The organism is Clostridium arbusti SL206 (assembly GCF_000246895.1).
Lineage (GTDB): Bacteria > Bacillota > Clostridia > Clostridiales > Clostridiaceae > Clostridium_I > Clostridium_I arbusti.
Window position 1 is genome coordinate 1 of the sequence record NZ_BAEV01000055.1, and the last position, 25,252, is coordinate 25,252.

The following is a 25,252-nucleotide window of genomic DNA, read 5'->3' on the forward strand; positions in this document are numbered from 1 at the left end:
ATATCTCTTATAATTATAACAACTGTAAATTCACTTATCATGATTGTATTTAGTACTATAATTGCATTAATAAGTACTAATCAAATGCATGGTCAATTATATTTAATATTATTCATTATTATCTTTTTCATATTACCTTCTTCTATTTTACTCTTTAATAACATTTTCAATTCAATAATCTTTAAATTTTTAAACACTATTTTTAGCATATTAGGAATCTCTCAAATGAATCTAATAATACAAAACATACTATCTGGGAAAGGGCTATTCTATTCAAAAATAGGTCTATTTATCACTCTAATATGGCTAATAGTACCATTCATTATATTTTCTTATATTTATAAGCATAAGAAATTATATTAATTTCTCTGCCAACTCATCATATATTTGAATAAATGCTTACTGAATTGGCATAATAATATATGAGAAGGTCATTGAAGTGATTTTCATATTAGTTATTTCAGGAGGTTTTTTTAATGTTAGGAAATGTTAAATGGTTTAATGCTCAAAAGGGGTTTGGCTTCATTACTACTGAAGATGGAAAGGATGTATTTGTTCATTATTCAGGTATTGAGGAATCAGGATTCAAAAGTCTTGAAGAAGGCGAAAAAGTTGAATTCGATTTAACTCAAGGACAAAAGGGCGATCAAGCTGTTAATGTAAAAAAGGCTTAATTTATTTAATGATAACTAGAAGCGTACAAGAAACTTTTTCTATGTACGCTTTTTAATTTGTACTTAGGCATGTGAAAATAAATAACAAGTCAAAGATGCGACGTCTATTTTGAATTATACAAGGAAACAGGCCCTGATGATAGTGGTGCTATCAGAGGGTTCTGCTGACGCAGTAGAATTCAAAATAGGCTAGCATACTGACTAGTTATTTATTTGAATGTGCCTTATTAAATTATATTCATAGCTTTTAGCTCATATTGACTGCAACCAACATAATCGATTTTGTCTGAATATGCCATATAAATCATATAGATACAACCTAAAGGATAAATCGCTATAGAAAAAGCAATCCATATATTAGTTATATTAAAAGAATTATAAAATTCCGTAAGCCATATTATCATTAAAATTATATTTACTACTGGTATAATAAGTAGCAATCCATACCATCCACTTCTATCTATCATATGTAGAAATATTATAATCTGTAAAAAAGGTATAAAGGACAACCATTGATTTTTTATCTTCGCCTTATCACAAAGTTTACACCAAGCTATGGAAAATATTATATAATTTATAAGCTCCATGATTATAGCAGTTTTTGAAGTCATTAAATAGAAAAATCCTCCTAACATTATATTATCCCACCTTTGTATTATTTTATTAAACATTTGCTACTATAATATATCTATAGTACTTAAAGTAATCTACGGCAACTTCAAATGCTGCCAAGACCTCTGTTTATATAATTAATATTCTCATATACAAAAATTATTACATGTAGGTTTAGTCATATAAAAATAAATAATAATTCAAAGATGCCACCTATATTTTGAATTGAGCAAGGAAGCAGGTTCCGATGATAGTGGGCTATCTGAGGGTTCTGCTGACGCAGCATGATATGAAATACACTAGAATACTGACTTGTTATTTATTTTAAAATGCCTTATAGTAATAATTTATATTTTTCCAACATAATTATTATAAGAATCTTATATTGTCATGATAACTAAAACTTACTTAATAAAGTTTGTATTTTTTCATTGCAAACACATATATTGTTTATACATAAATTTAAAAATTAACTAAGGGTTATTGTAATAACATAAGTGTAATAAATTCTTAGAGGTGATTATGTGAAAAATGATGATATGGCCATTGCCACTTTAGTTTTAGGAATAGTAGGTTTAATACTTTGTTTTATTCCCATATTAAATTTTATAGGATTGTTGTTTAGCATAATTGGAATTATTTTAGGTATAAAAACAAAAATAAAGTTTAATCAATCTGAAGTCATAATGAAGGGAGATTCTCTAACTACCTCAGGTATTGTACTTGGTATTATGGGTATAATTGTTTTTATAATAGTTATAACTATTATGTTAGCATTTACCATCTCATTATAGTATAAACTTTAGAAATTATATGATTACTTCTAAGAGTCCATTTATGATTAAATAATAAAAATAAAGCAGTCATCTTAATTAGTGACTGCTTTAGGCATGTGAAAATAAATAACAAGTCAAAGATGCGACGTCTATTTTGAATTATACAAGGAAACAGGTTCTGATGATAGTGGTGCTATCAGAAGGTTCTGTTAACGTAGTATAATTCAAAATAGACTAGTATACTGACTAGTTATTTATTTGAAGATGCCTTACATGTTATTTCTATATTTATTCTACTTCCATATATAATTCTTCCGTATCATGATCATAATTAAATAATTCAGCATATCTTCCCCAATCTATAATTACATTCATTTTCTTTTCTATAGAATGCTCACCAAAATGCTGAGAAAATAATTCTTTGAAGAATTCTTCCTTCATCTTTTTATTTCTTTTATTATTTAAAACTTTAGATATAACCTTAAATGTAGATATATTCATTATTTGCTCTTTAAAAATTTCCTTGCCTTCTTCTGTATCCGATTCAATAAATCTACTTCCCAGTGGAGTTATAATAATATCCCCTTCTTTTACATCTGCAAATTTAAGCATGGATATACCTTCAATGTTAGGTAGAAGATCATCTATTTCCATCATAAGATCACGTCCAAGTTGATATATGTCCATTCTACCATCATTATCATCTACAAGTTCTAAGAGCCCAGACATTACACCAATACTTGCTTCTGGGATTTCTACGAGTTTTTCTATATTTTCTTTTACTAATTCTTTTATTTTCCCCTTGTTAGGATCTTCAAATTCACCCTTGGTTAATACTTTATAGACACTATCTACAATTCTTTCAAATTCAGGTGACTTTCTATTTCTTGGATGAGCCAAATCTATTTTTATTTCAGCTATAACTCTTGCAGGATCACGACTGAGCATAACTATCTTATCTGCCATTAGAACTGCTTCTTCTATTCCATGAGTTATCATTATTATACTCTTTATAGGCATTTTTTTAGTAGTCCATAAGTCTATAAGCTCTGTTCTAAGATTTTCAGCGGTTAAGAAATCTAGTGCTGAGAATGGTTCATCCATACACAAAAGCTTAGGCTGTACTGCAAGAGCTCTAGCAAAACCTACTCTTTGCCTCATACCTCCTGAAAGTTCTTTTGGATATGCTTCTTCAAAACCATCAAGTCCTATAAGACTTATAAGCTCCGATGCCTTTTCAGTAGTATAGTCTTTAGGAAATCCTTTAACCTTTAATCCAAGTTCCACATTTTCTTGAACTGTAAGCCAAGGATAAAGAGCAAAGGATTGAAAGACTATTGATGCATATGGATTTACACCGTCAACCTTTTTGCCATCAAATATTACTTCACCTTCCGTAGGTTCAATAAGTCCCGTTATAATCCTAAGAAGCGATGATTTACCAGATCCTGAAGGCCCAAGGATAGCTATAAATTCATTTTCATTTATATTTACATTTATATCTTTTAATGTAGGTTTTTCCGATTCTCCAAAATATTTTGTTACTCCATTTACCTTTATAAACTCCTTTTGTTTCTTCAAATCACTCACTCCTTACATTTCTATCTTAAATCTCTCTTCAGCTAAGGCATAAAGCCTTTTCCAAACTACATTATTAATTACTACAACTACTATACACATAGTAATTGTACCCATTAAAAGCATAGCAAAGTTTCCAGTTTCAGTAGCCTGTGATATTAATGCTCCTAATCCCACAGTTTTAACAGATTTGCCTCCAAAATTTACGTATTCGGATACAATACTAGCATTCCAGCATCCACCCGTTGCTGTAATCATTCCAGTTACAAGGTAGGGGAAAATTCCTGGAAGTATAAGTGTCTTCCATTTTTTTATTCCTCTTATACCAAAAGTTTTTGTAGCTGCTTTTAAATCTTCTGGTATTGCCATAGCTCCTGCAACTACATTGAATAATATATACCACTGAGTTCCCATAAGCATAAGTATTATAGATGCAAATCCAAGTCCTCCTAATTTACTCATAAAAATCCCTAGTACTACCGGAAAAAGTGCTGTTGCTGGAACTGAAGCTACAACTTGTATAACTGGTTGCAATATATTTCCGAGCTTCTTATTCATACCAATTGCAACCCCCACTGGTACAGTCCAAATTAACGCTATAGCCTGCGCTGCTATTACCCTTAATAATGAAAAAAGAACAGCTTTAGGAATAGTTTGTAAGTCTTTAATTTTCAATGTAGATAAAAGCTTAACAACATTAAAGCCTACATATATCAACAGTATTATAGCTACTATTCTAAATATTATTTTTATCATTTTTTTAGTTTTTTATTTTTTACACCCTTGTTTTTATTTACATGAGAAACAATTTTATCTATGCTTTCTCCTATAAAAGTAAAAAATGGATCTAATAGTTTTTCCGTTAATACTTGTATTATGTAGGAACGTCTTAATAATTTTAAAACAAAAGACTTAGGTTCATCATTTGACTGTGTAAGTTCTACCTTAAATTTATCAGACCACGCAATTACAGGTCTCCATATGAATTGATCTAAAAGTATTATTACTATAATTAATGTTATTATTCCATATATAAGTGCCTTGGTATTACCTTCAGTAGCTGCAGTTTGTAAAAAAGATCCTATACCTTTTAATCTAAAATTTCTTCCCTGAAGTGTAAACATCTCACAAGCCATTAAGAAAAACCAACCGCCGGCCCAAGACATCATACTATTCCAAACAAGACCGATAGTGGCAAAGGGAAGTTCTAATTTTTTAAATTGTTGCCATTTATTTAATTGTAAAATACTGGATGCTTCTTTTAAGTCTCTAGGTAAAACCTTTATAGAATAATAAAGACTAAAAGTCATATTCCATGCCTGGCCAGTAAATATCAGTATAACAGATGCTATTTCAATGCCTATAGTACCATTAGGGAAAAGCGCTATGAGCCCTAAAACTATAGCTGGTAAAAAAGACAATACTGGTATTGATTGAAGTATATCTAATATTGGTATAAGTATTTTTTCCGCTTTAGGATTATGGGCTGCTATATATCCATACACTAGCGTAAAAATTATAGATAGAATATAAGCTGCTGTCATTCTTAAAACAGATCTTAGTGCATATGAAGGTAGCATGTCTAAGTCAGTTGAAATTTTCACATTAACATTACTAGAAGTTCCATGCATTCCCGGAGACATTATCAAATATATCATCATAGCTATACATATAAAAATTATAATATCAATCATACCAAATTTCTGTTTATTAAAAACTTTTTCGTTTTTCATACAAAACTGTTCCTCCTTAATATGAAATTAAGGTTTTAAAGCCTTTGAAAATAAATAACTAATCTATCTTCAAATTGCTGATACACTCCTAATTCCACGAAATGGGTTTCTAAATCTATAATAACTGGCATCTCCGTCCATATATCCTCATCACCTTTCTGAAAATTACTTAGAATAAAGGTAGACATTAATAAAAAAAGCTTCCACGGCAGTGAAAGCTTTTAAAAGCATGTTAAAAACTCACCCCTAATCGAGTTTTGGCACTATATGACATAGAGATTATCTCAGCTACATTAGATAAAACCTTAATTCGGTAGTATCAGCTAACCCATTGGCGTGTCTCCACATTTCTGGGTAGTAGCATATATTCATATAGGAACCTCACCTAACAAGTTCCGTTTACTTTATAGTATAAATCTATTATGTTAAATACAAGTTATATTTATGTAAAATTAGCATAATAATTTTATAATTTTGTCTATTAATATCATCCTATGTAATGATATACTTAATTATACTCATTGTCAACAAGGCCTATAGTTAGGACACAGACATTCTAATTAACCATAATTAAGAAAAGAGCCATCTTAATATTAGACATGGCTCCTTTCAATTTATCTTACCTGGCTTCCCGTTGGAAGTTCTCCTGGAATTGATACAGTGAACAGTTTACTGTCATCATCCGTTGCTGCTGCAAGTATCATTCCCTGTGAGAGTTCTCCTCTTAATTTTACAGGCTTTAAATTAGCTACAAGTACTACATATTTTCCTACTAATTCTTCTGGCTTATAATATTTAGAAATACCTGAAACCACTTGTCTTTCTTCTCCGCCTAAGTCCACCTTTAATTTTAGTAGCTTATTTGATTTTTTCACAGCTTCACATTGAATCACCTTTACTACTCTTAAATCCACTTTATCAAAATCATCTATAGTTATTTCTTCCTTTATTGGCTGTATAGTTGGTTTTGGTGAAGCTTTTAACTGATCTTCTCTTATTTTATTAAGCATTTCTAGCTTAGCATCTACATCTATTCTTGGAAATATAGCCTCTCCCTTTTTAACTTTAATTCCACTTCTTGTTCCATCAAAAGCTGATATACTATTCCAAGTCGTCAGTTCAACATTTAATTGTTTATTTATCTTTTCACTTGTTTCTGGTAAGAAGGCTGATAAAAGTGTAGATACAATTCTAAGACTTTCTACAAGGTTATATAAAACTGTTCCTAATCTAGCTTTCTTAGTTTCATCTTTAGCAAGAATCCATGGTGCAGTCTCATCAATATACTTATTTGATCTTCTTACAAGTTCCCAAATATCATCTAAAGCCTCTGGTATCTTTAATCCATTCATATGCTCTTCTACTTTTTTAGGAGTATCAAGTGCTAAATCTATAAGTTCATTATCTAAACTTTCCTTTTCTGTAGGCGCCTGTATAGTACCTCCAAAGTACTTTTCTATCATTGCCACTGTTCTAGAAACTAGATTTCCAAGATCATTAGCAAGATCTGAATTTATCCTTTTAATAAATATCTCATTATTGAAAAGACCATCTGCTCCAAAAGGTATTTCATGTAGTAAATAATATCTTACTGGATCAGTTCCGAATTCATTAACAAGTACTACTGGATCCACTACATTACCTTTTGACTTTGACATTTTTCCGCCATCTACCAAAAGCCAACCATGACCGAATACTTGTTTAGGAAGTTCAAGTCCTAATGCCATAAGCATTATTGGCCAATAGATTGTATGGAATCTTAATATATCTTTTCCAATCAAGTGAACATCGCAAGGCCAGTATTTCTTGTAAAGTTCATCATTACCACTACCATATCCAAGCGCCGTAATATAGTTTGATAAAGCATCTATCCATACATAAATAACATGCTTACTATCAAAGGTTACTGGTATTCCCCAATCAAAAGAGGTTCTTGAAATACATAAATCCTGAAGTCCTGGTCTTAAAAAGTTATTCAGCATTTCATTTTTTCTCGATTCTGGTTGAATGAAATCAGGATGACTTTCTATATACTCAATAAGTCTGTCAGCATATTTGGACATTTTAAAGAAATATGCTTCCTCTTTAGTTTTTTCTACTGGTCTTCCGCAGTCTGGGCAGTTTCCATGGTCCAGTTGAGTTTCTGTCCAAAAGGATTCACAAGGAGTACAATATAGGCCTTCATAAGAACCTTTATATATATCACCCTGTTCATATAACTTTTCAACTATCTTTTGAACTGCTTCCACATGATAATCATCCGTAGTTCTGATAAATTTGTCATAGCTTATATTCATCATTTTCCATAAATCTTTTATGCCCGCTACTATTTCATCTACATACTCTTTAGGAGTAACTCCTTTTTCTTCAGCTTTTCTCTGTATTTTTTGACCATGCTCATCAGTTCCTGTAAGCATCATTACATCATATCCACATAGTCTCTTAAATCTTGCTAATGCATCAGCCGCTACAGTAGTATAAGTATTACCTATATGAAGTTTTGCTGATGGATAGTATATTGGTGTTGTAATATAAAATTTTTTATTGTCACTCATTTTTCTTCCTCCTCAATCAAATAACCATTTTTTATTATTAATATCTTTTATACAAAGTGATTATCATACAGCTTAAACTCTATGTATCATATATTTTTATATATACAAAAAGCCTCTAAATAAAATTTCATTTTTATTTAGAGGCGTGTTATCGCGTTACCACTCTATTTCATTTTTGCATTCCAGCAAAAATCTCATCAAGTGACGTCTTAATATAATTCATCACTTTGCACTATAACATGTGCCTTACGTAATATCCTACTAAATGTTCTTCAGATATACTGCTCAGGGTCCATATTCACAAATACATGTATTGCCGACTTTCACCTATCTCAGCTCTCTTTTAAATACTTATAATTGTTACTCTTCCCATCAATGCATTTAAAATTATTTTTATTTATTATTATAAGCAAAATACAAAATATTATAACATGATTTTCTTAATTTTCCTTACCTTTTTATGTTATTATATATCCTTTTTATTGTCAACATAGATTTGAAACATCATTTTAGGCATATGAAAATAAATAGTAAGTCAAAGATGCGACGGATATTTTGAAGTCTACAAGGAAACAGGTTCTGAGGATAGTGAGCTATCTGAGGGTTCTATTGACGCAGTAGGTTTAAAAATAGGCTAGCATACTGACTAGTTATTTATTTGAATGTGCCTTAAACAAATCTGGATGTCTAGTTTATAATACTGCGTTAATACATACAATTTATTCTAGCTGCTTAATATGTCCTTTATTTCTTCCTCAGACATTCTTGATATTATAGATTCTTCAGCACTATCCATATCCATAACGCTCTTTATTATATCCCTCTTTTTCTCTTGGAGTTCATATATCTTCTCTTCAATGGTACCTCTAGCTATAAGTTTTATTACTTCTACAGTTTTCTTTTGACCTATTCTATGAGCTCTATCAGATGCTTGTTGCTCAACTGCCGGATTCCACCAAGGATCATAATGAATAACCACATCCGCTCCTGTTAGGTTAAGGCCCGTTCCACCAGCCTTTAATGATATAAGAAATATATATCCCTTTCCTTTATTAAAAGCGTCTACCATCTTTCCTCTTTCTTGCATCTTAGTCTGACCATCCAAGTACATATATTCTATATTCTTCTTATATAAGAATGAACCTATATTTTTTAAAACACTTGTAAATTGTGAAAAAATCAGTATCCTATGCCCAGCATTTATACTATCTTCAATTATGTCATCTAGGGCTATAAGCTTCCCACTATCACCTTTATAATTATCTATAAATATAGAAGGATCACAACAAATTTGTCTTAGTCTTGTTAGTATAGACAGAATCATAAGTTTACTTTTATTAAATCCCTTTTCTCTAATATTATTATCAACCTGTTCTTTTGCATTTTGCAAATAAGCAGCATAAACTTTCTTTTGCTCTTCGGTCATTTCTACAGATATCTTATGTTCAATTTTAGGTGGAAGCTCTTTTATAACTTCACTTTTTAATCTTCTTAATATAAATGGCCTTATATGCTTATTTAGTTCTTCTAAGGACACTTTATCATTTTCTTTTACAATAGGTGATTCATACTTTTTCATAAATCTACCATGAGATAAAAGGTATCCTGGCATAATGAAATCAAATATAGACCATAGTTCTGTAAGTGAATTTTCAATAGGAGTTCCTGTTAATGCGAAATAGTTTTTAGCCTTTATTTCCTTTACTGATTTAGCATTCATAGAATTAGGATTTTTTATCTGCTGTGCTTCATCTAAAATACAGTATTTAAAATTTATATCATTATAATATTCAATATCTCTTCTTATAAGTGGATAAGAAGTTATTAATATATCATAATCACTATACCTTTCTATACCTTCTCTTCTCTCTTCCTTAGATCCAGATATCACCAAAACCTTTAGATTAGGATAGAATTTTTCAATTTCTGACACCCAGTTATAAACCAAGGAAGTTGGGGATATTACAATACTTGGTATTTTATTGCCTTCTTCTAATTCTGATGCTAGAAAGCTAATTATCTGCAATGTCTTTCCAAGTCCCATTTCGTCAGCTAATATTCCACCAAATCCACAACTAGATAGAGCCTTCAGCCATTTAAATCCAAACTTTTGATATTTTCTCATGATTTTTTCAAGAATACTAGGTACAAAAAAATCAGCATCTTTTACATTTCTTATATTATTTATAAGTTGTGTAAACTTATTATTTCTCTTTATATAATCCATATTGTAAAGCTTTATATTTTCATCTATATACACTGAACTATACTTTGGAATTATAAAGTTTTCATTTTCAAGTTCTGAGTCCTTTATATCTAAAAAGTCAATCATGTTACCAATATTCTTTATTTCTTCTGATTCTAGTGGTACAAATCCGCCTTTTTTTAATTTGTAATACTTTTTCTTCTGCCTTAAAGCTTCAAATATATTTTTTAGCTCTTTTTTATCTACACCTTCAATTTGAAAGTTAAATTCTAACAAGTCATTATCATTTAGTTTTATTCCTCCACTGTAATAGGAAACACCATACATTTTAAGGTTTTTAAATGAATTAGAGTAATATATTTCGCAATAATCTTGAAGATATCTTATACCATTATTTAAAAAATCAACAATTTCTTCTTCCTCATTATTTATAAATTGATCTCCATACTTTTGAAATTTATAACTTTTAAATAAATTGATTATATTTAGTTCTGTTTCTACATCTCTTACCAGTATAGAATTTTCCGCTCTACCTACTTCTCTTGCCAATGGATTTATGCGTACATCTCCATAGCAAAACTTAATGGTACCCATTACCATATCATTTGACTTATCTAAATATATTTTAATATTTAAGGGTTCTTGATAAAATTTTTCTTCTAAACTACTATCTATTACAATATTATCACTTATCTTTTTTAAACTTGGTATTATGTAAGATGCAATTTTCTCACTATCTTCTATATCAAATTTTATTATATTTTTTTTCTCCTGGGAAAATGCATTATAAAAAGTTATATATAATTTTCTCTTTTCTTTATCAACCTTATATATAAATCCATCATAGAAAAAGTATTCTCCATTTTTTGTAATTGGATAAGGTATACCTTGCTTTTGTATAAGTTCTATTTCACTATCCTTAGACAAAAGTTCAAATTCTAGCGGTATAGTATCTTCTATAATAGTTACATCTTTATATTCCTTTGCCTTTAAGCTAATATTTATTTGTCTATCTTTAATCATATGTAAAAATCTTCTTACTTTAGTATCTGTAAGATGTGCTTTTTTCCCTACTAAAATTTTATTATTACTATTATAAGTATATCCAAGTTCATAATTTCTTTGATCATCTTCATAAATTTCTTCAATAAGCTTTATAATTTTTTCATCCTTTTCGTTAAAATGATGAATCTTAGGATCAAAAGTAAACCCTTTAGCAAACTCCATCTCTTGAGTATTACCAATATATGAAGTTATAAATTCTCTCATGTTTCTAACTACATATAATCTGTCTTCTCCAATTTTTAATTGTAAATTTGATCCTCTGTCTGACCAAGAATTTACCTCTAGCTTTATTTCCATATTCAGTTCTTTTCTACTACTCTCTTTTTCTACCATACTATTCTTTATCTGATCAATAAACTTTCGAGTTTTTGCTGAATATTTATGACCAGTTATACTATTCTTATCTCTTATATACTTAAACATTGAAGCTGCGATATGTGGACAAATCTTATCATTCAAATAGTAATTACGAAATTCCATGCATTTACATTTTACATTTTCCACTCCTGTTTTATCATTAAATACTATTACATTTGAAATTTCTTTTCCATTATCCTCTACTATAGATTCTATTTTTATCTCGTTAAAATCAAGGTCTTTATTATAAGTCTTTATAACATTTATGTTTTTTACCTTACCATTTTTATAATAATCTTCTGCCTTCTTATATACAAATTCATCCGCCCAATATTTTACAGTTTCTTCTTTTATATCAAACAATAGCCTCACCTCTGCTTATCTTACATTTTATCCAAATAGGAAAAATTATTTCAATTAAAATTCATTTATTTATTTCAATCTTAATTGAAGCTTTCCAATTCTTCTTTAATATTTTTAAGATCTTCCCAAAATAATTTCTTTTTATTTTCATCTCTTAAAAGAGCCGCTGGGTGAAAGGTGGACATAATACTAAAATTCTTTATTCTAAGCCACTTTCCTCTATCACGAGTTATCTTCATAGTGCCCGTTTTTAGTGCCTCTCTCCAAATCATATCTTCTGCGATGCCAGGAAATTTTTTACTATTATTTAAAACTTTTTCCATTACATATTTCATTGAAGTAGCCCCTAGACATACAATTATCTTTGGTTTTACAAGAGCAACCTGATTTCTCAAATATGGTATGCATGCTTTAGCTTCATCCTCCATAGGTGTTCTGTTTTTTTCAGGTCTGCATTTGCATACATTACAAATGTAATAATCTCTTTCTCTCGTTAAATTCAATGCAATAAGTGCTTTTGTTAAAAGCTGTCCTGCTCTCCCCACAAAAGGCCTACCCGTTCTATCCTCATCGGCCCCAGGTGCTTCTCCTATAAACATCACTTTAGAATTTATATTACCTTCTCCAAAGACAACATTAGTCCTCTCCTTACAAAGATCGCATTTAACACAAGCTTCACTTTCTTCTTTAAGTTCTTTCCAATGAAGCAAAATAATCACCCCAAGCTTTACAACATTTTACTTAATAATACCATAAAATAACTATGGTTGAATATAATTCTTAAATAATAATACCTTTTAATATGATTTATTTCAAATAAACTTGGCCAATGTAATGGCCATAATAATAGCAGTTATATCTGCAAGCGCTGCCGCCCAAAGAGTATGTCTTATTTTCTTTATACCTATAGAACCATAATATACAGTTATAGTATAAAATATAGTTTCAGTAGATCCCATCATTATTGATGCAACCAAGCCTATGTAGCTATCAGGTCCATATTTTTTTAAGGTTTCTGCAAATATACCCATAGCTCCACTGCCAGATAGTGGCTTAACTATAGCAAGTGGAACTAACTCTGGTGGTAATCCAACTAATCTTACAATTGGCTTTACTAATGCTATAAAATAATCCATGGCTTTGGACTCTCTAAAAACAGTTACAGCTATAATCATAGCAAGAAGGTATGGAAATATCTTGACACATATACTTATTCCATCTTTTGCCCCTTCTACAAAACACTCATAAACTTTTACATTTTTAAACATTCCGTAAACCACTATAAATAATATTATTATTGGTATAATTGCTTTAATAGCATAATTCACATTTACACCTCCCCCTAAAAATATCTTTCTAAAATGCTACAATATATCATTCCCATGGTAGCAGCTATAGCTGTAGCTATTATAGCAGGCAATATAATTATACCTGGATTTTGTGATCCACAAGCTGCTCTTATAGATATAACAGAAGTAGGTATAAATTGAATACACGCCGCATTTAAAACCAAAAATCTAGCCATATCATTTGTAGCTGTACCTTTAATAGAATTCATTTTTTCCATTTCATTCATAGTTTCAACTCCAAAAGGAGTAGCTGCATTGGAGAGTCCCATCATATTAGAAGTTAAATTCATAATCATAGGTCCTATAACTTTATCATTTTTAGAACTATCTTTAAAGATTATTCTAAGTATAGGTCTAAGAACCTTGGCCAGTTTGTCTGTAAGTCCACTTTTTTCAGCAATTCTCATTATGCCGCACCAAAGACACATTAATCCTAATAATTCTATACTCAATTGTACTGTAGAAGTAGTGGAACCAACAATTGCTTTTGATACAATTTCTCCTCTGCCGGTTATAAGTCCAAATATAATGCCAAAGACTATAATAATAAACCATATATAATTTATCACATTAATCCCCCCTTCATATATTTATATATACAAGCTATCGTTAAAATTACTCTAAGTTTGTATTTCTACCAACATTCATATATAAAATAGCTCGGAATACACATCTAATGTCAATCTATCATAATCCTAAACATAATAAAAACACTATCAAGATTACTAAAATTTCACTAATCTTAATAGTGTTTTTATTAATTCTATTTATTTACATTTAAACGCAAATAATGAACTCCTATAAACTAGCTTATCCATATTCCAGAACCAATTGGAACATCATCATAGATATATTTAGCATTTTCAAGTGCTAGTCTTACACAACCATGTGATGCTGCAGAGCCAAGAGTTCCATCAAGTAAATTTCCTTTTTTATCAAATAAAACACTGTGAAATAAATAATTTCCTTGAATTTGGGTATAATACTTAAGAACTGCACTCCCTGACTCAAATTGCGGTCCTTTGATTCCCACAAAGAAATGTCCTGTAACCGTTGGTGTTCCCCCTGTACCTGATGCACAAGGAAATGCATTTATTAGCTTCCAGTTCTTATTTGCTCCATTAAAAACATATACCATTTGCTGTGATATATTTACCATGACAAAATAATTAGTATAGCTTTGGGTATCAAGATTGTTTACTATACCTTCTACACTAGAGGAATCTCCACTAAATACAGCCTGTGCCTGAGCTTGATACATTACATCTGGTGTAGGGTCTTTCTTTAAATCATTTAATGTATCTCCTTGTACTATGCCACTAGTGGTAAGACCATGCTTATGTTGAAAATCCATTACAGCATATACTGTCTGTTCTCCAAAATCTCCATCTTCACCTACTGTATAACCAAACTTATTAAGCTTCTTTTGAATATCTTTTACATCATCCCCCTTATCTCCAGCCTTAAGAACATCTCTTGGTGGTGTAGGTGGCGTTACATTTTTCTTTGCTTTTTTTTCTTTAGCTTTTGCATCACTAGCAGCATTTGCCTTTGAAGCATCTTTCTTATTATTTGTACTTTTGTTAGAGGATAAATTATGTGCAAATGCGCTGCCTATATCAGCTAGGCTGCCACATGCTGAAAGACTAAAAACTACTATTATACATATAATTCCTATTGATAAATTTCGTTTCATATTATCCCTTCCATTCCTCTTATTACATTACTTTAATTGATAAGGCACATTCAAATAAATAACTAGTCAGTATGCTAGTCTATTTTGAATCTCACCACGTCAACAGAACCCTCAGATAGCTCACTATCTGAAGAACCTATTTCTTTGTAGGCTTCAAAATATACGTCGCATCTTTGACTTACTATTTATTTTCATATGCCTAAAACAAAATCCTCCCCTTTAATAATAATGACGATAAAAATCCACAATATGTTGCACATATTGTTATCTATATTATTAAAAAAGCTATATAAGCTTAATACTAAATATATTATCGTATTCTTCTAATATAACTGTTGGTCTAGATCAAATTTTGAGCTATTGTTATTTCATTATTATAATTATAATAATGAAATAACTTGTACAACAAATATTAATATCATTATACTTTAATTTTTCATAATAGTTAACTACTTACATAAATTATATAATATTTTATTTCATAACTTATTTTTATTTATCCATAACGAATGATTTTATAATCGCAAAGCATTCTCTAACCGAAAAATTAGGCAATAAAAGCTTATTAACTGGTGCAGATATACCTTCTGCATTAATGCCAGCCCTTTCTGCTAAAAACTTTGCTCTAAATACATGAAAATTGCTTGTAACAACTGCTATTTTTAAATTAGGTCTATCATCTATATTATTCAAAAGACTTCTAGTATATTTCATATTTTCCATTGTATTTCTAGACTTTTCTTCTTTTATTATATTTTCATCCTTTACACCATGTTTAATAAGATATTCTCTCATAGCCTCTGCCTCTGATATATCCTCTCCCGGGCCTTGTCCACCAGAAGCTATAATCTTAATATTAGGATTACCTTTTATAAACTCTAAAGCTCTATCTGTTCTCTGTCGCTGAATTAGCAGCATATTTTTTCCTCTTATACCTGCACCTAAAATCATAATATAATCAGGCTTTTGATCAGTATACTTAATCGCACTATAGGCTATACATGTCCCCATAAGTATAAACATTATTATAAGTAAAAAAATAAAAGTATTAATTATATTAATCAAATTTTTTATTATCTTATTTTTATATTTTTTAACATATTTGATTTTTAGTACTCCTAACAATACAAAAATAATTCCTAATGCTAAAAAAAATGTTGAGAAGTTTACAATCATTTTGAACACCAGAAAACATACTATAAAATATAATATATTTAATAGTCCTAAAATTATTATAAATTTTTCAAATATATAGTTTTTTATATGTGTCATATATGTAACCCCCTTGTATTTATACTGTAAAATTCATATATTATAAATTTTAATACATTTATCTTTTAAGTTAGGCATGTGAAAATAAATAACAAGTAAAAGACGCGATGTATATTTTAAATTATACAAGGAAACAGGTTCTGATGATAGTGGTGCTATCAGAAGGTTCTGTTAACGTAGTATAATTCAAAATAGACTAGTATACTGACTAGTTATTTATTTGAAGATGCCTTATATACTAAAAGTAAAATATTAACAAATTTTATATCTAGCTTTATGAAATATAAATATTAATATTTATATTTATATGCTATTATACATATATCGTATTTTAATGAATTTTATTTAATAAATAATCACTAATATTAAGGGGAGGCCTGCTAGATGCTGTTTTCATTTCTACAGCCTATTGATTTTTATCACTTGTTTTTTTACTTTTTATTTTATTCCTTCTTGGGTTGGTGTGTAGAAGTCTGCTATTCTGCCATAACTAAAGGAGAACTTATAAATCGTGGATTTTTAAATGGACCCTTTTGTCCAGTGTATGGATTTGGGGCAGTATTATTAATAGTTATAATTAAGCCTTTTCAAAACCATACTATATTTTTAATCATAGGATGTTTATTCCTTCCATCTTTTATTGAATACATAACTGGATTTATTCTTGAAAAACTATTTGATACTACTTGGTGGGATTATTCAGATACTAAGTTTAATCTTAAGGGAAGAATCTGTGTTAAATTTTCTATACTTTGGTTTTTAGTTTCATTATTTATTATACTTTTTATTCAGCCCTATATAATAGATTATATTATAAATTTATTACCTATAAAGCATGGATTTATTATTATGTACATACTACTAGTTTATTTTTTTATAGATCTATATATAACCATAATTTCTCTAATAAAACTAAAGGGTTTATTTACAGAACTTAACCATATTTCCTCGGAATTAAAAATTAAACTTAATACAATAATACAAATTGGTGCCTCAATAAATTATTTAGATGTTTCCTCAGCCCCTAGAAACATAAAAAATAAGGTTACAGATGCTTTTCAAAATACCACTAAAAATATAAACAATAAAATTGAAGACATAAATTACAAATTTGAAAATACAACTTACAATATAGCTTCTAAACTATCTGGTAAATTATCAAACGATGAAGAAGATATATTTAATACTGTTACTAAAAAAATAAGGGAATTGAAAAATACCTATGATGGTATTTTGAATAAGATAGATGTGAATTATTCAAGAATCTTTAAGGCCTATCCACATCTAAAATCTAAATATAGTAATAAAACGTTAATAGATATAAAAGAAAAAATCAAACAACTAAATGTAAAAATTAAAGATAAAAAATAGAATATATTAAAGGCTGTTTTTAATAAGATAGCCTTTAAGGCACATTCAAATAAATAACTAGTCAGTATGCTAGTCTATTTTGAATCCCACCGCGTCAACAGAACCCTAAGATAGCTCACTATCTCAGGAACCTATTTCCTTGTTGACTTCAAAATATACGTCGCATCTTTGACTTGTTATTTATTTTCATATGCCTAATATATTCTATTTATACTTTTTACAATAACCTACTATATACTTTTAGGTAGTATGACAACGTCATACCTAATAAATGAATCTTTCACCAATGGATTTTGTGAGGTAATACTTCTAACTTCTTCCAAGTTCTTTGCTTTAAAAACTATAGTTCCACCTTTCTTATTATATACCCCTCCACCAATTAGATATTTAGTTGCCTTTACATCCTTATTTCTTATTTTAGTATTATGTATAATTTTATTTTCACCTAATTCATTATCTCTACCTTCAGTTTTATAATCAATTTTTACAAATAAATTATTCTTATCCATGTATTTATCCCCCTAATCATATAATTTGATGACCTAGTATTAAATTACCAATTCTTTAATGACTTTCTCAATAAATAGATTTATAATTTTATGATTTTTAATATATTATAATTATAATCGCAATAAACTTGCCCTTAGCATCATTCATTGATATATAAATTATATGACTCAATATAACTTACTATTACAGCGAACTTCTGTTCGTAATTATATTCTATAGAACATTTGTTCGCATGTCAATATATTTTATTATTTTAAAAAAATATATGTTATAATATTTTATATTGACAAGTATCTTTAAAAGTATTACGTTATCTTAAAAATACATGTTATAATGTTAAGATAAATTCGATATAGTAATGATTTAACGGGAGGCAATATATGATATTAACTGATATAATGAAATATATCGAAAGCGAATATAAAGTTATAAATAATACTCCTTGTGAGATTTGTGGGGGAGATTATGAAGCAAATGAATTAGAAATATTAGTTATAGATGATGAACCCTATGATATTTGCCAATGTACTTGTTCTCGATGTGGCCATGAAAAGATTTTTGAATTTCCAGCACCTTTCTTAGACGAAGAAGATTTGAAGTATAAAGATAATATAAACTAAAGGAGACAAATTATGAAAAAAGAAAGTTTAGATCTAGCAAAACAAGAAATTGATGAAGCATTAACTACTGTAGAAGCTATGGAAAAGGATTTTGATGCTAAAAATCTCTCAAATAAGAATATAAAGAAACAGTTTGTATTTCTATCACAAAAAGTAAAGCAATTAGAAACTATACTAAAAAAAGAAGGTATTTTATAATACAAGTATAAAATATTGTAGGTGATAACAATGGATGAGGATACTGGATTAAAAACCATAAATTTAGAAGAAGTTAGACTTAAAAAAAATAAATTTTTAAAAAAGAGTACTAAATTAAAAGAGCCTTTAGTAATATTGTCAATTGTAATAATATTAATACTTATTAGTACCTACTACGTTTACTCCTATCCATCTAGTCTAGTTATCCTAGATGTAAATACATCTATAACCTTAAAGGTAAATAAATGGAATAGAGTGATAGATGTATCCTCCATTTCTACAGAAGGTAATAATATACTAAATAATGAATATATTAAGAATAAAAATATAAATGATACTCTAATAACTATTTTAAATAAAGCAGAAGCTAGTAACTATATAAATCCTTTAGATAAAGATAATCTTAAACATAAAGTAACTGTTTATATTTCTGGTGATACTATAGATATAACTAGATTTACTAATGAAATAAAATCAAAAAAATTAAACTTACTGGTAAATGAAAATGGCACAGAAAAATTTAATAATAATTCCTTTAATTAAAAAAAGTGTAGACGTATCTAAGATACTATTCTACACTTTTTTATTTCCAATAATAAAAATAAAGCTTAGTGGAAACTTAATGATTTCCCCTAAGCTTAAATCTATTCATAATTTGGACTAGTTAATCTTTCTTTAAATTGATCAATTCCCTTTAAAGCATTTACAAATACTCTATTCAAAAAAAGTATATTAGTATCTTTATTTGCCCAACCACTATTAATAGTAAATGCCATAGTATAACCTGCATTTTTTGCAGCCTGTTCCGTAAAATCATTGTATTTACCAGAAGGATAAGCAATATAATCAACTTTCTTATTTAGAAGCTTTTCAAGAAATTGCTTTGATTGTGCTAAAGTCTCTTGCTGCTTCTCTAAAGACAAAGTATCAAGATCCTCATGGTTTACTGTATGACTTTGTATGTCCATACCATTAGCATCCATTTCCTTTAATTGAGCTGAGGTTAAATAAGCACCAATTTTATCTGTACCACCTGTAATAACAAATATAGTTCCTCTAAACCCAAATTCCTTAAGAATTGGATATGCATTAGTATAATTATCTTCATAGGCATCATCAAAAGTTAATACTACTGACTTTTGTGGTACTGGTTTGTCATTCTTTAAAAAGTTGTATAATTCATCTAACGTTAAAGTAGTATATCCATTATCCTTAAGATACTGCATCTGCTCTTTAAAAACTTCTGGAGGCAAAATTATACTCTTACTAGCAACATTTGTAACCTTACTATTATCTGCAATACTGTGATACATAAGTACAGGTATTTGTTTATCATTATGTACTAGATCTTTTCCCTTAAACTCTCTTAGCTTATTATATTTAGGTTCAATTTTTTTCTCTACATCAGTCTTATTAATACCAGCTGTACTTTTTTGCGCCCTATTACTTGACACTTTACTATTATTTTTCTTACTGTCAAATATGTAAGCAACTGTACCTACTGTTAATACTACTATTAACAGTACTAGACCTATTAGTCTTATTTTAGAACTTCTCATAACTATTCTCCCTTAGAGTCCATAACCCTAATCTTTATTGGTAATTACTATTATTTATTCTTTCTTCAAAATTAGCTTCAGTATGATTTGGTCCTATATAAACTCTGCTTAGCTTATATATCCCATCAGTTTTATAACTCCACTTTCCATCTCTACTTAAACCTAGTACATATCCAGCCTTATTTGCCGCATCTAAAGTATTAGCATTATAGCTTCCAAAAGGATAAGATACATAATTAACTTTTTTATTTAAAAGTGACTCCAAAAATTGCTTTGAATTTTGAAGACTCTTTAGCTGTTGTACCATAGTTAAATCTCCAAGTTTCGTATTCGCATATGTACCACTCTGTATGTCCACTCCATTAGCTTGCATATCCTTTAACTGTGCTGAAGTTAAGTAGGTAGAGTCTTTATCCACACTACTAGTCACCACAAAAACAGTAGCTTTAAATCCATATTTCTTCAAAACTGGATACACATTAGTATAATTATCCTCGTATCCGTCATCAAAAGTTAATGCTACAGACTTTTCAGGTATAGGTTTATTCTTTGTAATAAAATCATTGACCTCATCCATAGTCAATGTATAATACCCATTATCTTTTAAATATTTCATTTGAGCTTCAAAATTATCTTTAGTTATTCTAAGATTACCTAATGTAGGCTCATTGCTTACACTATGATACATTACCACGGGAACTCCCTTGTCATTGTTCTTCATTTGAACTTGCTGCTTATTGGTGCTTTCGTTATCAGATGCCTTAGTATCTACTACAGTACTTGCCTTAACATTAGAAGTATTATTGCTCTTATTAACATTAACAATCACTGCCCAAACAATTACTGCAATTAATATAATAAAACTTATTCCTATTATCTTTTTTTCTTCACTTTTCATTACTACTTCCTTTCTAATAATCATATTTATAATAATGTATTCATATTACGATTAATTTTTATTTACTATTACATTTTATCAAAAAACTAGTGATTTAGCCATATTGTACAATGAAATATAAAAATGCTATGTGCTAATAAATTTATTGTAGAACTTTTATATTTATAATTCATAATCATATAAACATTAAAAACACTATTAAACTATTGAAATACAATAATTTAATAGTGCTAGTTATCCACATTATCCACAATCTATATGTTATTAACTTGTGTAATTTATTATAATTATAATTATTTATATATTAATTTTATGAAATTACTAACATTGTCCACAGATTTGTTGATAATTTGTGGATAATAAGTTGATATTATTTATTATTTTTGAAGTTTTGCATTTATTATAAGCCTATGAGTTGCAATTCTTATAGGAGTACATGTAATAAGCGTCATTGTTGCATCTTGTGTTGCTTTTAGAACTTCTACATGATCTGGCGTTACTACGTTAATATTATAAACCTTATAGTTGTAAGTTCCATTTTGGGTTTGTACATATATTATATCACCATTTTTAATCTCCCCTAATCTATTAAAATACTCACTGTATGTATAACTTCTATGACCAGCCACACAAAAGTTACCTTTATCACCAGGCATAGCAGTACCTTTGAAATGGCCAACTGCATATTTTAGTACACTGTTATCTACCCCTTCACCTATAGCTACTTTTAAATCTATCTTTGGAATAGTTAATATTCCAATTGCACCATCTTGTTCAGAGGGAGGCTTGGTATCTATAACTTTATCCTTATTAGGTTTCTTATCCTCTATCTCAATAGTTTTTTGGAAATCATTAATCATTGCCTTTTCTTTGTAAGATGACCAAATTCTCATACCTATAGCAGTAGAAATTACTATTATTCCCAATAAAATAAGACAGGCTCCAGTTATCTTTAACTTTTTCATCATAATTCCCCCAGTATTTATATATGTTTTTCATTAAATAGAATTCAATCATATTATAACATTGTCCATAAAAATTAATCTCTTTGTAAAATATAAATTACTTTTTTCTTAATACTATTAACATTTATTAAATATAATAGTATTATTATATTATAAAGTGGTTATTATCTTAATGAAGGGTGGGTGTTGTATAATGAAAAATAATATAGTTTATGTGGATTTTACTCAAAGGAGTATCTTGACGACTCCAAATACTTCATTTTTAAATAGTATTAAAAGATTTATAAGAAAATTATTTATGCCTAAAAAGTTCAAAGCAAAGAAAATGAAATCAGGTTGTAAACGTATACCTACTCAAAGATACTTTTCATAATAAAGAATTTTGATTAAAATAATAATAAATATATTTAGACATTCTCAAATAAATAATAGACTCATTATGCAAATAGACTAATATGCTGACTGATTATTTTCTTGAGAATGCCTTATCTTTGGAGGTACTATATGCGAATAGGACTTGGTTATGATGTACATAAACTTGTATTAGAAAGGAAACTTATACTTGGAGGAATTGAAATAAACTATAAGAAGGGACTATTAGGTCATTCAGATGCAGATGTTCTTCTTCATGCTATAATGGATAGCTTATTAGGAGCTTCTGCACTTGGTGATATTGGAACTCATTTCCCTGATAATGATAACAGATACAAAGGTATAAGTAGTTTAGCTTTACTAAAAGAAGTTGGAACCCTTATACTGGCTTCTGGTTATAAAATTGGGAATATAGATGCAACTATAATAGCTCAAGAACCTAAAATGAAGCCATATATATTTGAAATGAGAAAAAATATAGCTAATACACTTGATATAGATTTAGATAAAATAAATGTAAAAGCAACTACAGAAGAAGGGCTTGGTTTCACCGGAATTGGTGAAGGTATATCCTCACAAAGTATATGCCTTTTAGAGGAAGTTTAATCTTTAATTCATATATTTTAAATTTAAACTCCATCCTTAAAAATAATCATTTAAAAAATAAATTCTATCTATACTGAAAAGGCCATGTAAACTTTACAATTCATGGCCTTTTCAGTCTGTATATTAAACTAATTATTAATACCATAATAACTATATTTATATTAAATATTTATATAATCAGGATTAAAATCTATACAAAGTATATAATCTTGATCAACATTCTTAAAATATGCTGAAATTGTTACACAGAGATTTCCTGTAGCTAATGATACATATGGCTCTGTTACATATTTGTTCAAATGCATACTCTTTGGGAAATAATAATATTTCTTTAAAGAGTGATCTGTACCCATTTTAGCTGGTTGAAATACAAGAGCTTTTTGTGATAGCATATTTTTAAACCTTGTAGCAGTATTTGTAATTTGACATCCCCTATTATTTAAAATATATACACATTCAAGTATAGAATACTCTCCTACAACCTTTTCTATCACTTTGTTAAACTCATCTTTACTTACAGATGAAAGATTATCTATTATAGTATTTATTATGTCATTATACTCTTCATGAGATTTCTCTTTAGCATTTATGTCTTCCATAATATAACGTTTATAATCTATTGATAATTTATGTGTTTTTTCTTCTATTCTTGACAAATTAACCTTATCTATATCAAATGCTTCTCCAAATACTGGCCCTTGAAGCATATCAGCACCTAATTCCATTGCTACCATTGCTTCCTCTTCTGTTTCTATATCTTCTGCAATTACAAGTGAACCAACCTTTTTAGACAAATTTATAAGAGATTTAAATATCTCTTGTTTATAGTAGTTATAAGATATATCTTTAGTTATCACACTATTAATTTTTATTATATCAGGTTCGACATAAGAAATTCTATCTAAGTTAGCAAAACCTGATCCTAAATCTTCAAGTGCTATTAGAAAACCTCTACTTCTATAGAAGTTAATAAATTTTTGCATTGCTTCAATATCGTCTATCTTTTCAGCTACTATTTCTAATACAATATTTTTAGGCTCTACTTTATATTCATTTACAACATTTAATAATATTTTAGAACCTATATATTTGTCTATTATTGATATATTTATATCTATAAATAATAGAGCCTCTTTGTTATCCTTGTATACATTTAAAAAATTTTCTAGAGCTTTTTCTCTATACAATCTATCTAATTCTATGGCTTCACCTTCTCTTGATGCATGTTTCAGTAAATTATCTCTACTAATAATATTACTATCACCATCTAAAGCGCCTAAACATACAGCTTCAAGTCCAATAACTGATTTTTTTATTACAGATATTACAGGTTGAAAAACTAATTTTATATTTTTCTCTTCTATTATATTATTTATATTTAAGTCCTTGACTTTTTTTTTCATATCCAAAATTCAGCCCGCCTTCCTTTTTTTATTAATATATAAGTCTATTATATTTGTACAACTACTACTGTGCAACATTATTTGTTGTTTTTTACTTTTAAATTGGCTAAATATTATACTTTTTATTCATTAAGATATATACAAATATAGGTTTTACATGAATCTTATTGTCATATAGTATAAATTAGACTAAATATAACACATATAAAGGTAAATTGTTACTATATTTAATAATACTTTTTATCATTTTTAGCTAATTTAAATACAATTCCTTTTAATCCAACTGAATATCTATTTTTTATGTCCTGTAATATTTTTTTAATGTGTTCATTTTTAATTTGTGAAAAGAGTTTATTTGCTTTTCTATCTTTAAAACAATATTTATCAAAAGACTCTAAGTATAACCATAAATCACTTTTAAATCTGCTTAAAAGCATGGAATCTTTTAAATCTGCAAAGTCATCAGATATCCAAGCTATATACTCTCTAGTTTCTTCTATTCCATACTACGTGT

Annotated in this window: 26 protein-coding genes, 1 riboswitch and 1 other annotated feature; of the genes, 8 read left to right on the forward strand and 18 right to left on the reverse strand. The window is 28.6% G+C overall.

What is annotated here, in order from left to right; genetic code table 11:
- Window positions 1-476: 476 nt before the first annotated feature.
- A complete protein-coding gene (locus tag RH99_RS10955) occupies window positions 477-674 on the forward strand; it encodes a cold-shock protein (RefSeq protein WP_010237808.1) in 198 nt (65 codons plus the stop codon).
- A 227-nt stretch (window positions 675-901) separates the two neighbouring features.
- Here RH99_RS10955 and RH99_RS10960 read toward each other — a convergent pair whose 3' ends face one another.
- Window positions 902-1,309, reverse strand: a complete 408-nt coding sequence (locus tag RH99_RS10960) for a DUF5684 domain-containing protein (RefSeq protein ID WP_010237810.1) — start codon at window positions 1,307-1,309, stop codon at window positions 902-904.
- A gap of 501 nt (window positions 1,310-1,810) precedes the next feature.
- Here RH99_RS10960 and RH99_RS10965 point away from each other — a divergent pair.
- Window positions 1,811-2,080, forward strand: coding sequence for a DUF4190 domain-containing protein (locus RH99_RS10965; protein ID WP_010237812.1), 270 nt, complete (start codon window positions 1,811-1,813; stop codon window positions 2,078-2,080).
- A gap of 270 nt (window positions 2,081-2,350) precedes the next feature.
- Here the strand turns inward: RH99_RS10965 and RH99_RS10970 are convergent, their stop codons facing one another.
- From RH99_RS10970 to RH99_RS11015, 11 genes are all read right to left on the reverse strand, one after another.
- The gene (locus tag RH99_RS10970) at window positions 2,351-3,643 is read right to left on the reverse strand and encodes an ABC transporter ATP-binding protein (RefSeq protein WP_010237814.1); all 1,293 of its coding nucleotides are present in this window, start codon (window positions 3,641-3,643) and stop codon (window positions 2,351-2,353) included.
- A 12-nt stretch (window positions 3,644-3,655) separates the two neighbouring features.
- Window positions 3,656-4,396: an ABC transporter permease subunit gene (locus RH99_RS19750; protein ID WP_010237816.1), complete on the reverse strand. Its 741-nt coding sequence runs from the start codon at window positions 4,394-4,396 to the stop codon at window positions 3,656-3,658.
- A complete protein-coding gene (locus RH99_RS19755) occupies window positions 4,393-5,373 on the reverse strand; it encodes an ABC transporter permease subunit (protein ID WP_010237820.1) in 981 nt (326 codons plus the stop codon). Before RH99_RS19755 ends, RH99_RS19750 begins: the two co-directional genes overlap by 4 nt.
- Window positions 5,374-5,408: 35 nt before the next feature.
- Window positions 5,409-5,561 carry a hypothetical protein gene (locus RH99_RS19245; RefSeq protein ID WP_158511948.1) on the reverse strand — a complete coding sequence of 51 codons (153 nt, stop codon included), beginning with the start codon at window positions 5,559-5,561 and terminating at the stop codon, window positions 5,409-5,411.
- A gap of 48 nt (window positions 5,562-5,609) precedes the next feature.
- A riboswitch (M-box (ykoK) riboswitch) is annotated at window positions 5,610-5,773 on the reverse strand.
- Between the two features lie 214 nt (window positions 5,774-5,987).
- A complete protein-coding gene (gene metG, locus RH99_RS10985; protein WP_010237822.1) occupies window positions 5,988-7,928 on the reverse strand; it encodes a methionine--tRNA ligase in 1,941 nt (646 codons plus the stop codon).
- A 136-nt stretch (window positions 7,929-8,064) separates the two neighbouring features.
- Window positions 8,065-8,313: a binding site (T-box leader), on the reverse strand.
- A gap of 339 nt (window positions 8,314-8,652) precedes the next feature.
- Window positions 8,653-11,919: a DEAD/DEAH box helicase gene (locus RH99_RS10990; RefSeq protein ID WP_010237824.1), complete on the reverse strand. Its 3,267-nt coding sequence runs from the start codon at window positions 11,917-11,919 to the stop codon at window positions 8,653-8,655.
- A gap of 80 nt (window positions 11,920-11,999) precedes the next feature.
- Window positions 12,000-12,629 (reverse strand): uracil-DNA glycosylase, encoded by a 630-nt coding sequence (locus RH99_RS10995; RefSeq protein ID WP_010237827.1) that lies wholly within the window; start codon window positions 12,627-12,629, stop codon window positions 12,000-12,002.
- A 102-nt stretch (window positions 12,630-12,731) separates the two neighbouring features.
- A complete protein-coding gene (locus tag RH99_RS11000; protein ID WP_010237829.1) occupies window positions 12,732-13,247 on the reverse strand; it encodes a spore maturation protein in 516 nt (171 codons plus the stop codon).
- Window positions 13,248-13,261: 14 nt separating this feature from the next.
- Entirely contained in the window at window positions 13,262-13,837 is a 576-nt protein-coding gene (locus RH99_RS11005) for a nucleoside recognition domain-containing protein (protein WP_010237831.1), read from the reverse strand.
- A gap of 236 nt (window positions 13,838-14,073) precedes the next feature.
- Window positions 14,074-14,964, reverse strand: coding sequence for a L,D-transpeptidase family protein (locus tag RH99_RS11010; RefSeq protein ID WP_010237833.1), 891 nt, complete (start codon window positions 14,962-14,964; stop codon window positions 14,074-14,076).
- Between the two features lie 492 nt (window positions 14,965-15,456).
- On the reverse strand, window positions 15,457-16,236 hold the full coding sequence (locus RH99_RS11015; protein ID WP_010237835.1) for a YdcF family protein: 780 nt from the start codon (window positions 16,234-16,236) through the stop codon (window positions 15,457-15,459).
- A gap of 384 nt (window positions 16,237-16,620) precedes the next feature.
- Here RH99_RS11015 and RH99_RS11020 point away from each other — a divergent pair, with 384 nt between their 5' ends.
- Window positions 16,621-17,607 carry a putative ABC transporter permease gene (locus tag RH99_RS11020; protein WP_010237839.1) on the forward strand — a complete coding sequence of 329 codons (987 nt, stop codon included), beginning with the start codon at window positions 16,621-16,623 and terminating at the stop codon, window positions 17,605-17,607.
- Between the two features lie 230 nt (window positions 17,608-17,837).
- On the opposite strand, the gene RH99_RS11025 is transcribed toward RH99_RS11020, so the two are convergent.
- On the reverse strand, window positions 17,838-18,116 hold the full coding sequence (locus tag RH99_RS11025) for a hypothetical protein (RefSeq protein ID WP_010237841.1): 279 nt from the start codon (window positions 18,114-18,116) through the stop codon (window positions 17,838-17,840).
- 381 nt (window positions 18,117-18,497) lie between these two features.
- On the opposite strand from RH99_RS11025, the gene RH99_RS11030 reads away from it, so the two are divergent.
- From RH99_RS11030 to RH99_RS11040, 3 genes are read left to right on the forward strand one after another with little or no spacing between them, the layout of a single operon-like run.
- Entirely contained in the window at window positions 18,498-18,737 is a 240-nt protein-coding gene (locus tag RH99_RS11030) for a hypothetical protein (protein WP_010237843.1), read from the forward strand.
- A gap of 12 nt (window positions 18,738-18,749) precedes the next feature.
- A complete protein-coding gene (locus tag RH99_RS11035; protein ID WP_010237844.1) occupies window positions 18,750-18,935 on the forward strand; it encodes a hypothetical protein in 186 nt (61 codons plus the stop codon).
- Between the two features lie 30 nt (window positions 18,936-18,965).
- Window positions 18,966-19,478 (forward strand): anti-sigma-I factor RsgI family protein, encoded by a 513-nt coding sequence (locus RH99_RS11040; protein WP_010237846.1) that lies wholly within the window; start codon window positions 18,966-18,968, stop codon window positions 19,476-19,478.
- A 101-nt stretch (window positions 19,479-19,579) separates the two neighbouring features.
- Here the strand turns inward: RH99_RS11040 and RH99_RS11045 are convergent, their stop codons facing one another.
- The 3 genes from RH99_RS11045 to RH99_RS11055 form a co-directional block, all read right to left on the reverse strand.
- Window positions 19,580-20,494 (reverse strand): polysaccharide deacetylase family protein, encoded by a 915-nt coding sequence (locus RH99_RS11045; protein ID WP_010237849.1) that lies wholly within the window; start codon window positions 20,492-20,494, stop codon window positions 19,580-19,582.
- A gap of 34 nt (window positions 20,495-20,528) precedes the next feature.
- A complete protein-coding gene (locus tag RH99_RS11050; protein WP_010237851.1) occupies window positions 20,529-21,392 on the reverse strand; it encodes a polysaccharide deacetylase family protein in 864 nt (287 codons plus the stop codon).
- 377 nt (window positions 21,393-21,769) lie between these two features.
- Entirely contained in the window at window positions 21,770-22,357 is a 588-nt protein-coding gene (locus RH99_RS11055; protein WP_010237853.1) for a class D sortase, read from the reverse strand.
- A 193-nt stretch (window positions 22,358-22,550) separates the two neighbouring features.
- Here RH99_RS11055 and RH99_RS11060 point away from each other — a divergent pair, with 193 nt between their 5' ends.
- Both RH99_RS11060 and ispF read left to right on the forward strand, forming a co-directional pair.
- Complete coding sequence (locus RH99_RS11060) at window positions 22,551-22,730, forward strand: hypothetical protein (RefSeq protein WP_026038473.1); 180 nt, start codon at window positions 22,551-22,553, stop codon at window positions 22,728-22,730.
- Between the two features lie 131 nt (window positions 22,731-22,861).
- Window positions 22,862-23,335: a 2-C-methyl-D-erythritol 2,4-cyclodiphosphate synthase gene (gene ispF / locus RH99_RS11065; protein WP_010237855.1), complete on the forward strand. Its 474-nt coding sequence runs from the start codon at window positions 22,862-22,864 to the stop codon at window positions 23,333-23,335.
- A gap of 161 nt (window positions 23,336-23,496) precedes the next feature.
- Here the strand turns inward: ispF and RH99_RS11070 are convergent, their stop codons facing one another.
- Entirely contained in the window at window positions 23,497-24,738 is a 1,242-nt protein-coding gene (locus tag RH99_RS11070) for an EAL domain-containing protein (protein ID WP_243441486.1), read from the reverse strand.
- Window positions 24,739-24,965: 227 nt separating this feature from the next.
- Entirely contained in the window at window positions 24,966-25,175 is a 210-nt protein-coding gene (locus tag RH99_RS11075) for a hypothetical protein (RefSeq protein WP_010237862.1), read from the reverse strand.
- Window positions 25,176-25,252 lie beyond the last annotated feature (77 nt).